At 46.1% G+C, this 9,562-nt stretch carries 10 protein-coding genes and 1 pseudogene; 6 read left to right on the plus strand and 5 right to left on the minus strand.

Annotated elements, in window-relative coordinates:
- Nucleotides 1-41 precede the first annotated feature (41 nt).
- A pseudogene (locus VHA02S_RS23905) lies at nucleotides 42-348 on the plus strand (NIPSNAP family protein).
- Nucleotides 349-457: 109 nt separating this feature from the next.
- Here VHA02S_RS23905 and VHA02S_RS23910 read toward each other — a convergent pair.
- Nucleotides 458-1,375: a LysR family transcriptional regulator gene (locus VHA02S_RS23910; protein ID WP_038898777.1), complete on the minus strand. Its 918-nt coding sequence runs from the start codon at nucleotides 1,373-1,375 to the stop codon at nucleotides 458-460.
- Between the two features lie 121 nt (nucleotides 1,376-1,496).
- Between VHA02S_RS23910 and VHA02S_RS23915 the strand changes: the two genes are divergently transcribed.
- The 4 genes from VHA02S_RS23915 (at nucleotide 1,497) to VHA02S_RS23930 (ending at nucleotide 5,264) form a co-directional block, all read left to right on the plus strand.
- Nucleotides 1,497-2,165 (plus strand): SDR family oxidoreductase, encoded by a 669-nt coding sequence (locus tag VHA02S_RS23915; RefSeq protein ID WP_009697186.1) that lies wholly within the window; start codon nucleotides 1,497-1,499, stop codon nucleotides 2,163-2,165.
- Nucleotides 2,166-2,265: 100 nt separating this feature from the next.
- Nucleotides 2,266-3,453 carry an MFS transporter gene (locus tag VHA02S_RS23920; RefSeq protein ID WP_038898778.1) on the plus strand — a complete coding sequence of 396 codons (1,188 nt, stop codon included), beginning with the start codon at nucleotides 2,266-2,268 and terminating at the stop codon, nucleotides 3,451-3,453.
- Between the two features lie 79 nt (nucleotides 3,454-3,532).
- On the plus strand, nucleotides 3,533-4,162 hold the full coding sequence (locus tag VHA02S_RS23925; protein WP_009699218.1) for a GrxB family glutaredoxin: 630 nt from the start codon (nucleotides 3,533-3,535) through the stop codon (nucleotides 4,160-4,162).
- 10 nt (nucleotides 4,163-4,172) lie between these two features.
- A complete protein-coding gene (locus tag VHA02S_RS23930) occupies nucleotides 4,173-5,264 on the plus strand; it encodes an alkene reductase (RefSeq protein WP_005451315.1) in 1,092 nt (363 codons plus the stop codon).
- Between the two features lie 50 nt (nucleotides 5,265-5,314).
- Here VHA02S_RS23930 and VHA02S_RS23935 read toward each other — a convergent pair whose 3' ends face one another.
- Nucleotides 5,315-5,962, minus strand: coding sequence for a M15 family metallopeptidase (locus VHA02S_RS23935; protein ID WP_038898779.1), 648 nt, complete (start codon nucleotides 5,960-5,962; stop codon nucleotides 5,315-5,317).
- Nucleotides 5,963-6,087: 125 nt separating this feature from the next.
- Nucleotides 6,088-7,530, minus strand: a complete 1,443-nt coding sequence (locus tag VHA02S_RS23940) for a glutathione synthase (RefSeq protein WP_038898780.1) — start codon at nucleotides 7,528-7,530, stop codon at nucleotides 6,088-6,090.
- Nucleotides 7,531-7,835: 305 nt separating this feature from the next.
- Here VHA02S_RS23940 and VHA02S_RS23945 point away from each other — a divergent pair, with 305 nt between their 5' ends.
- Nucleotides 7,836-8,357: a DUF2058 domain-containing protein gene (locus VHA02S_RS23945; RefSeq protein WP_038898781.1), complete on the plus strand. Its 522-nt coding sequence runs from the start codon at nucleotides 7,836-7,838 to the stop codon at nucleotides 8,355-8,357.
- Nucleotides 8,358-8,460: 103 nt separating this feature from the next.
- Here VHA02S_RS23945 and VHA02S_RS23950 read toward each other — a convergent pair whose 3' ends face one another.
- Together VHA02S_RS23950 and VHA02S_RS23955 are read right to left on the minus strand one after the other, a co-directional pair.
- A complete protein-coding gene (locus VHA02S_RS23950; RefSeq protein WP_005451310.1) occupies nucleotides 8,461-8,910 on the minus strand; it encodes a YHS domain-containing (seleno)protein in 450 nt (149 codons plus the stop codon).
- An 82-nt stretch (nucleotides 8,911-8,992) separates the two neighbouring features.
- On the minus strand, nucleotides 8,993-9,385 hold the full coding sequence (locus VHA02S_RS23955) for a ribosome recycling factor family protein (RefSeq protein WP_017819377.1): 393 nt from the start codon (nucleotides 9,383-9,385) through the stop codon (nucleotides 8,993-8,995).
- Nucleotides 9,386-9,562 lie beyond the last annotated feature (177 nt).

A 9,562-nucleotide genomic window follows, 5' to 3' on the forward strand; every position in this document is an offset into this window, starting at 1 on the left:
GGTTACTTGGGTATAAACCAAATAAAAAGGACTTTATCTTTATGATCACTTGCTATGTTCGTTATGTCATTGATGCAAAAAAAAACCAAAGAGTTTGAAGAGTACGCAAAAATGTGGATTCCGTTAGTAGAGAAATTTGGCGGACAACACAACGGCTACTATCTTCCATCTGAAGGTGCTAACAATATTGCACTGGCATTATTTACATTCCCAAGCCTCGCGGCGTATGAGGAATACCGAGAAAAGTCGCTCAACGATGAAGAGTGCATCCAAGCCTTTAAGTTCGCGGAAGAGACCGACTGTGTATTGAGTTACGAACGCAGCTTCTTCAGACCTGTTTTTAGCTAACTCAGCCACACCGCGCTTGATGCCAATATTCTTAAAAGCGCGGTGTTACTAATCTCTAACCTCAGTATGATGCAGCCTTTCCATGCGACACATCGAAACGTTCGCCTCATTAAAATTGAGTGTGAAAACGCTCAATCAAGAAGTCCAAAAACAAACGAAGTCGCTTGGGTTGATACTGGCGGATCAGGTAAATCACGTTCAAATCCGCACCTGCAGAAGAGGTCGATGCGTTGAAGTTCTTCATATAGCCATTTAACACCGTCACTAAACGCTGCTGTTTGATGTCCTCTTGTACATCGAGAATCGATTTCAACGCAATACCCGCGCCATCTAACGCCCACTGACGAATCACTTCGCCATCATCAGAAAAACGCTTCGGTACGACAGTAACAATATTGTGCTGCTCTTCATCTTGAAAGTGCCATGTTTTCAACTCTTCATTGCTGCGAACCATGGCTAAACAATCGTGATGTGCTAAATCTTGTGGCGTGATCGGCGTGCCTTTCTTTGCCAAATACTGAGGAGAAGCACAAAGCACTCGGCGACTGGACGCCAGTTTGCGAGAGATAAGGTTGCTGTCGGCTAGATCCCCATATCGGATAACGATGTCCAAACCGGACTCTGCTAAGTTGGATAAGTTATCGTTCAAATACAGATAAGGGATCACATCGGGATAGAGCTGACTAAATTCCGACAGTATTGGCGAAATGTATTGCTTTCCAATATCACGAGGAGCCGAGATTTTAAGTGTGCCGCGCACTTCTTTGGTGCCAGTTTGGAGTAAGTTCTCCGTCTCTTTGACGCTGTCGATGATTTCCAAGCATGCCTGATGGTACATAGCGCCAGAGTCCGTCAGTGAGATATGCCTTGTACTGCGATTAAGTAATTTCACCCCATAGCGATCTTCCAGCGACTGCAATCTTGCCGTTACTGTTGCTGGCGATAAGCCGAGCTCTCTGCCAGCCGCCGCCAACCCTTGGTTCTTCACTATGCTGACAAACAGCGTCATATCCGAAAACTTGTCCACATTCCCTCCTTAAACTTCATTATTCATCTGAGCTGAATAATCAATTCAAATATTACTCAATTATCAAATTTATTCCAATCAATATACTGACTCCATCGAAACGAGATTGGAGAAACAAATCATGACAACAGAAAAAACCATTTATGTCGTACTGGGTGGCACATCAGGTATTGGCGCTGAACTTAGCCAACAACTTGCGAGCGACAATGCGGTTGTCCACGTAGCAAGCCGCAAAACAGGGTTAGACATCAGCGATGAACAGTCGGTTTACCACTACTTCGAAACTATTGGTGCTTTTGACCACCTGATCGTCACAGCAGGTTCTTATGCTCCAGCAGGCAAAGTGGTGGATGTAGAAGTTTCCCAAGCAAAATACGCGTTCGATACCAAATTTTGGGGCGCCATCAACGCAGCGAAACATGGAGCACGCTACATCAAGAAAGGCGGATCAATCACGCTAACGTCCGGCATGTTATCGCGCAAAGTTGTTGCTAACACCTACGTAAAAACCGCGATTAACGCTGCCATTGAAGCAACCACAAAAGTACTGGCGAAAGAACTGGCTCCAATCAGAGTGAATGCAGTCAGCCCAGGTTTGACCAAAACTGAGGCGTATCAAGGCATGAACGAAGGCGACAGAAATGCCATGTACAAACGCACACAAAATAGCTTACCAGTGGGCAAAGTTGGCGAAGCCAGTGACGTTGCAAAAGCTTACCTGCTTCTGATTGAAAACACCTATATGACCGGTGCCGTGATTGATGTCGATGGTGGCGCACTGCTCGGCTAACAACACACGTTTGGATAACAACAAATAAAAACAAGGTGCCAGAGCAAGAAAAAAGCATGGCACCAATGGGTTAAAACTAATTAAAAAAAGAGACTCCCCCATGAATAAAGAAAAAATGCCGCTGCAGGTATGGATCTTAACACTTTCAGCTTTTGCTATCGGTACCGCAGAATTTGTTATTGCAGGAATCCTTCCTCAAGTCGCCAACTCTTTGTCCATCACGGAAGGACAAGCCGGTTACCTAATCAGTGCCTACGCACTTGCCATTGTATTTGGCGGTCCGCTACTTACGATTTACTTAGCACGCTTTAACAAGAAAGCCGTACTGGCTGGGCTAATGGTGCTGTTTATTCTCGGCAACGTGTTGTCCGCTTTCGCGCCGAACTACTTTGTATTGATGGTCAGCCGAGTGATCACAGGTTTAGTTCAAGGCCCTTTCTACGGCATCGGTGCCGTGGTCGCGACCAATTTGGTTTCAGAAAAAATGGCAGGTCGTGCGGTCGGACAAATGTTCGCGGGCTTAACGCTGGCTAACGTTTTAGGTGTGCCTGGCGGTACCTGGATTGGCTTGCAATTCGGCTGGCACACCACTTTCTTGACCGTTGCAGCTTTTGGTTTAGTCGCTCTGTTCTTTATCACTTCAGTGATCAAATCCACCGGTCATGGCGAAGCAAAAGATGTCAAAGCACAATTAGCTGCGTTCAAAAACCCAATGCTACTTATCAGCCTTGCGATCACCGTATTTGCTTGGTCGGGATTCATGACTCTGTATGGCTACATCGCCCCTATCGCCATGCACATCACTGGCTTTGGTGAAAGTGCCGTAACTTGGATTCTGGTTATCGTTGGTGTCGGTCTGATTGTTGGTAACACTATGGGTGGTCGTTCATCGGATAAAAACCTACAAAAAGCATCTATGTTCTGGGCTATCGCGATGATTGTGTCACTCGTACTGGTCGGAATCACTGTAGACAGCAAAGTGCTGTTCATTGCCACCGCCTTTGTATTTGGTATTGCGTCATTCGCCAACGTACCAGCAATGCAGCTTCGAGTAATGAACCACGGTGGTGAAGGTCAGGAATTAGCAGCGACGGCAAACATCTCGGCGTTCAACTTAGCTAATGCCTTTGGCGGTTTCTTAGGCGGCATGGTGCTCGATAGCCAAATGGGCGCAAGCATGATCCCTTACGCAGCCATCATTGTTCCACTGATTGGTTTGCTATTCATCGCCAAGGCAAACCGCAAAGAAAGCAAACAGGCTGAGTTAGCTCCGAGCTTCAACAACTAATGTCATCCCTACAGGTAGCCCTGACTTAACGCTTCTCGAGCAAGCGGGGCTACCCAATACGAATCACCAGGAAAATACTATGAAACTCTACATTTACGAACATTGCCCATTCAGTGCTCGCGTCCGCTACGTTGCTGGCATGCTGAATATCCAACTCGACGTCATCAATATTGCTTATGACGACGATAAAACCACAACAGACCTGATTGGAACCAAGCAAGTGCCACTTCTTATCAAAGACAACGGTGAAGCGATGGCAGAAAGTCTCGATATCATCGCTTACTTCCTTGAACTGGCAACATCAAGTGAAACAAGCCAACCGTCGCAAGCGGTGTTGGATTGGCAAAAAATCGCGTTCCTTCCATTACAAAAAGTGGGTTACCCACGTTGGTCAAACATGGATTTGCCAGAGTTTGCCACTCAGTCTGCACAACAAGCTTGGCGCGCAAAAAAGGAAACGGATGCACTCAATTTTGATGCACTTCTGCAAGACACACCAAACATTGCCAAAGAGGTCGAAGCGCTCATTGAACGTGCGAAAAGCGTGTTGAATCTCGACTCTTATCAGCATGTGACTTTGGTAGACGAAGCGATCCTATTTTCTATTTTGCGCGGGTTCTTCAGCGCCGCAGAAATCCAATGGGACAACGCTGTGAAAGATTGGATGGAATCTGTAAGCAACAAAACCCAAGTACCACTACTTAAGTAAGGAATCGATCATGAGCAAACTATTTGAACCAACACAGCTGAAACAACTAACTCTGCAAAACCGCGTAGCCATGGCTCCAATGACCCGAGCGCGCACTAGCCAACCGGGAAACATTCCAAACCAAATGATGGCGACTTACTACAAGCAACGCGCTACCGCAGGGTTAATCATCTCTGAGGCCACCCAGATTTCAGACGATTCGCAGGGTTACTCATTCACACCAGGCGTCTACACTGATGAACAAGTGGCAGGCTGGAAAACCGTCACTCAAGCAGCAAAAGAGCAAGGCGCAGCTATGTTTTGTCAGTTGTGGCATGTCGGTCGTGTATCACATCCGACATTCCAAAAAGGCGAACAGCCTATTGCCCCATCAGCACTAAAACCCGTAGAAACCCAAGTGTGGATTGCCGACGAGCAAGGCAACGGCAATATGGTCGATTGTGTAGAGCCACGAGCGATGACTCAAGCCGATATTGACCGTGTGGTAAGTGATTTTGCCCATGCAGCGAAACGTGCTATTGAAGCAGGCTTCGATGGCGTCGAAATCCACGGCGGTAATGGTTACCTGATTGACCAATTCCTACGTACCAATTCAAACCACAGAACCGACAACTACGGCGGTACTCGCGAAAACCGACTTCGCTTTTTATTAGAAGTGGTCGATGCGGTGAGCGAAGCCATTGGTGCCAACAAAGTAGGAGTACGACTCGCACCTTTCATCACTTTCAAGGACATGAACTGCCCAGATATTGTGCCAACCATCCTCGATGCATCGAAACAACTTCAAGCTCGTGATATTGCGTACTTACACCTGTCTGAAGCGGATTGGGACGACGCACCAGTGATTCCAGAAAGCTTCCGCATCGAACTGCGCGAATACTTCACCAATACGATTATCGTCGCGGGCAGTTACACCCAAGAGCGTGCTGACGAGGTGCTTGAGAAAGGTTATGCGGATTTAGTCGCGTTTGGACGCCCGTTTGTTTCTAACCCAGATTTGGTGGCGCGCTTACAGCACCAACAACCTCTGGCAGAACTGGATGGCTCCACACTCTTTGGTGGTAATGAACACGGCTATACAGATTATCCGGCGCTTGGTTGAGAGTGAGGGGAATCAAGGTGCGAGTATTTTCAGCTCGCATCTTGTGACAACTAATCTATTGGTGAATATAGCGCATGGGGCATTTCTTTTACTGCTGCCCAGTACTTATCACCATAAGACCAATGCCACCATTCAAACGGGTAGTTAACGAATCCCGCTTTTTCCATACAGCCGAATAAAAGAGCACGATTACGAGTTACTTCTGCTGAGACTTCTTTGCAGAATGAATAACATTTCCCCTCGGAAACAACCGGGTCATCATCGTAAGCACAGCCTAAATCTAGCTCTTTACCAAATGCATCGACCAAAGAAACATCCACAGCTCCACCTGTAGGGTGACCGGCAACTTCCGGTGGAGCAATATACTGTGCTGCTAGCTCTCTAATTGAATCAGAGGATTGATGTACATTTTCCTCTAGGCAAAAAAGCTTTATTAACCGACGGTTGAAGATAAAACGCTGAAACACAGCTGGACGAAATGTTTCTTTAATACTTAAGAACACACCTTCTGGTAGATATTCTGCAGCCTCTATCAAACGTTCAACAACACTTTCTCTAGCTCGAAACTCATTGTTATACCCAAGCTCAACCTTGTGATCGAGTAACAACTTAGAAGGAGGTAAATGCGTCATCGCTTCACCGTTTTCCAAAACTAAAATATCGGTGACACGCTTATCTACCAAACTTAAGTATTCCACTCTCGGTACTCCTTACCTATTGGAATGGTTATGCCTCAATTGTTGGATTGCATTGTAGTCATGGGGAGAAGCGTATCAACACAGTTTTATAAGGTTTGTGTCAACTCATCCAGTTATGTGATACATCAATCCACCAGCACTAAAGAATTTAAGATGCCTTTGCCGCTGTGGATGCCACCTTCGTTTTCACTGGCTGGTTTACTGCGAATCAAATAACCAGCGTAGCCATCCAATTGCGTTACAGGTTCACCTTGATAGCGCGCCGTGAATAAACCAATTTCACTCACAAGGTCCGTCACCACGCTCTGCTGTGCATCACGCACCGCAATCGTCGGTGTTTCTCTTTCATGCGGATACAAACGCTGCATCAAAGCCCAAGCACTGTATTGCTCTTGTGGCAGTCGACTCAGTTGTTTCGCTATATCTTCACCAAAGATACAGTGACCACCGCCCTCGCCTTGGTTTTTCAATACCCATTCGTCTTTGTTCCCAGAAGCAGCAAACCATTTAATCGTGTCAGTGTTAATTGGCTTCATCTCTGCCAATACGCTTTTGACCAACTCGGCTTCTTCAACATTGAGTCCCCAGCGCTGATACTCACTTGCCGGCATCATGGTTAACAACATTTGCATTGATTTGCTGGTCGCCAACTGTTGACTGATGGTCGCATTCATCGCTACGTAGTGCTTTTCCATGAACAAACGAGTTTGGCTCAAGGTATGGCAACAGATTGGTTCATTCAGTTCTGGCGAGAAGTAATCCATATATTGATAGCCCGCACGCAAGTACACAACGTCAAGACCGCCAATGTTTTCTAACAAGAGGCGTTGATTGTCACCACTCGATAGCTGTGAACTTAGCTGCTCAAAGGTACGTCTTACCGTGCGAACGCCAAGCTTCTGCAATTCCACTTCGAGTAAGTGTTGGTCATACACATTGTCTTCGTTTTTCTGCACCACCATCAAAAACGTCGGTGCGCCTTCTTCATTAAAATGCGCTTTGACTTTTCTCGCGGCAGTGGCAATGCCAAGCGCAAGTTGCTGCATGCCTTGGTTATCGGCTGGTGTTGCCGTTTTATCTTCTAACCATTGTTGGTAAACGCTGCCCCACTGAGAGCTCAAAAATTGATGCAGCTCTGTGGCACGCTGACCAAACGGCGCCATCCCAGCCGCGATGCCATTGAACTCGATCACTTTCGCGCCGTGTTGACGATCATCCATAAAGTCGGTGCGCATTAACAACAGGGGTTGGCGCGTGGCTTCATGGTGAACCTCTTTATGCAGTTCCAACAAACGCTCAAAGAAAGTATCGGCTTTGCCTAGCTCGGCTAAGGAGGTTTGCAGGAATTCATAATCCTCAGACACGTGACTGATCAGCTTGGCGATCAACGGCGTCACTTTCTTCAAATGTGCGAACACATCACGCTCTATCGTCATTGGCGCAAAGCTAAAAGGACAGTGTCTTGCGGTGTTATCTGCTTGGCGAAATGCCACGCCGTGCATGATTGCCCACTCACAAGCTTCTTCAATCACTTGTTGCGGGATCGTTTGTTTGTCTGAGGTACTCATGGTTTTGCTTCAAAATTTTTCGCCTAATGTACTTAAGACGCTGGAAGTTGCAATAAGACGCACACTTTCTCGATTTATTTTTCGTTTTTTTGCTCAACAAAGCGCCGAGCCATATCCCGCCTTGTGTTTATATTGGAAAGAGCTAACTATTCCGCTTCGTTGTTTTCCTTGCTTGCTTTCGGTAAATAGGGAATCAGTGACAACGCTCTGAATCCTGCACCTTGAAGTCACTTGAGTATATCCCTCTTTCTTTGCGGCGGATGACTGGTTAAAATGCACAAAATTGCGCACTAACTGGATAGATCATGGCAAAACTTACCCTTCAAGAGCAGATGCTAAAAGCAGGCTTGGTTAACGAGAAAAAACTGAAGAAAGCGAAAAAAGGCTCTAAAAAATCACGCGTTCAAGCTCGCGAAGTAAAAGCGGCGGTTGAAGAGAACAAACGTCAGCAGTTAGAGCGTGACAAGCAATTGAGCGAGCAACAAAACGCAGAACGCTTGAACAAAGAAATCAAAGCGCAAATCAACCAACTGATTGAAATGAACAAGGTTGATTTGAAAGATGGCGACATCAAATACAACTTCACACACGGTACACTTGTGAAGTCTCTATACGTTGAGTCAGAGATCCGCGAACAGCTTATCAAAGGCACCTTGGCAATCGCGATTGTTGGTGAAAGCTACGTTGTTATCCCACGTGGTGTAGCAAACAAGATTGCTCAACGCGATGAATCTGTGATCATCGAACAAAAAGAACCAGAAGCAGACATCCCTGCAGAAGATGACCCGTACGCAGATTTCGTCGTACCAGACGATCTGATGTGGTAATGCTCCACTTCTTGGAACCCAAATTGAAAAAGCCGCGATCATCGCGGCTTAATTATTTCTGCGTCTTTTGATTTCTGTATCTTTTCGTTTTGGCATCAGAGCCCTATTGGGAAAGCAGTGTTGGCCAATGCTTATTAGCACTCGCAATATTGCCCGGAATGTCTTCTTCCCATGTCGCTTGCACAGATTTACTGTAGTTGAGATAGAGCTTGCCATTCTCAATTGACCATGCATTCGGGTCTATCTTTGCGGTGTAACCTTTGCTTACTGCCCAAGCACAATAACCACCATATTGCGGTGCAAATTTCTCAGGATTTTTCGCAAATGCATCTCGATTTTCAGCCGATGAAAAGTACCATTTGGCATCATTCCAACGGTAAGTGAAATCGCTGTCACCTTTTACCGGTTTCGATTGAGTGAAGTATGCGACAGGGTCATAACCACGAATCGCTTTACCGAGAAAGTCGCTATAAACAGGATCAAGCGCGAAAGCAGGAAGCGTCAAACTCCCCCAGATGAAGAATACGCTCAAAAGTTTCGATATCAGCTTCATAACTTCCTCTCTCATCTTATCCAATGTCGATAATCAGTCGCTTACCAGTATAGACAGGAAAAATCAGAAGAAACTTTCAGGTTTAAAGCATCTCAGCCTCGAAACGCGCCGTTCGAGCTTGGGCGATAGTACAGTTGGTTTCTGACATTAGCTCCGCCAAAGTAATGTTTGGATTCTCCAAGACCAATCGAATCAGCTTGGCTTCCAAAGGTTCAAGCTTATCGCTGTGCTTGGCGAGACCAGCTTCCATTTTGTTTATCACGAACCGCATCGGCTCAGATTCTTCTGCCTTGATATGATCGAGGAACACTTTCAAATCCAACGCATCACCAGCAATTTGCCAATTACGAGAGCGTCGAATGCGCTTCATTTCGCACTTCTTCTCAGCCGCAATTGCTTTAGCTCGCTTAGCATGATCGCCACCAATTCGGTGAATCAAAGATGGTAGAGGGATGGAGATAGTCTTGTCAGTCATCACAATAGTGGCATGGTTAATTTCGTTGCCTATGATAAACAGCTCGCCTCATTTTTTCATCGAGAAAACCTAATCGTTTTCAAAGCGTGGTGATTTTGGTCGAAAATACAAGGTTTATGCTTGCCCGCTCAATAGACTTTAAAGATTCTGGCACCTTTCATTCTTGGACAAGGTGAT

It is taken from the genome of Vibrio harveyi NBRC 15634 = ATCC 14126 = KCTC 12724 (assembly GCF_001591145.1).
Classification (GTDB): Bacteria; Pseudomonadota; Gammaproteobacteria; order Enterobacterales; family Vibrionaceae; genus Vibrio; species Vibrio harveyi.

Excerpts from the sequence above, each read along its gene's own strand:
- VHA02S_RS23915 (WP_009697186.1), top strand. The coding sequence starts at position 1,497 with ATGACAACAGAAAAAACCATTTATGTCGTACTGGGTGGCACATCAGGT.
- VHA02S_RS23920 (WP_038898778.1), top strand. The coding sequence starts at position 2,266 with ATGAATAAAGAAAAAATGCCGCTGCAGGTATGGATCTTAACACTTTCA.
- VHA02S_RS23925 (WP_009699218.1), top strand. The coding sequence starts at position 3,533 with ATGAAACTCTACATTTACGAACATTGCCCATTCAGTGCTCGCGTCCGC.
- VHA02S_RS23930 (WP_005451315.1), top strand. The coding sequence starts at position 4,173 with ATGAGCAAACTATTTGAACCAACACAGCTGAAACAACTAACTCTGCAA.
- VHA02S_RS23940 (WP_038898780.1), bottom strand. The coding sequence starts at position 7,530 with ATGAGTACCTCAGACAAACAAACGATCCCGCAACAAGTGATTGAAGAA.
- VHA02S_RS23945 (WP_038898781.1), top strand. The coding sequence starts at position 7,836 with ATGGCAAAACTTACCCTTCAAGAGCAGATGCTAAAAGCAGGCTTGGTT.
- VHA02S_RS23950 (WP_005451310.1), bottom strand. The coding sequence starts at position 8,910 with ATGAAGCTGATATCGAAACTTTTGAGCGTATTCTTCATCTGGGGGAGT.
- VHA02S_RS23955 (WP_017819377.1), bottom strand. The coding sequence starts at position 9,385 with ATGACTGACAAGACTATCTCCATCCCTCTACCATCTTTGATTCACCGA.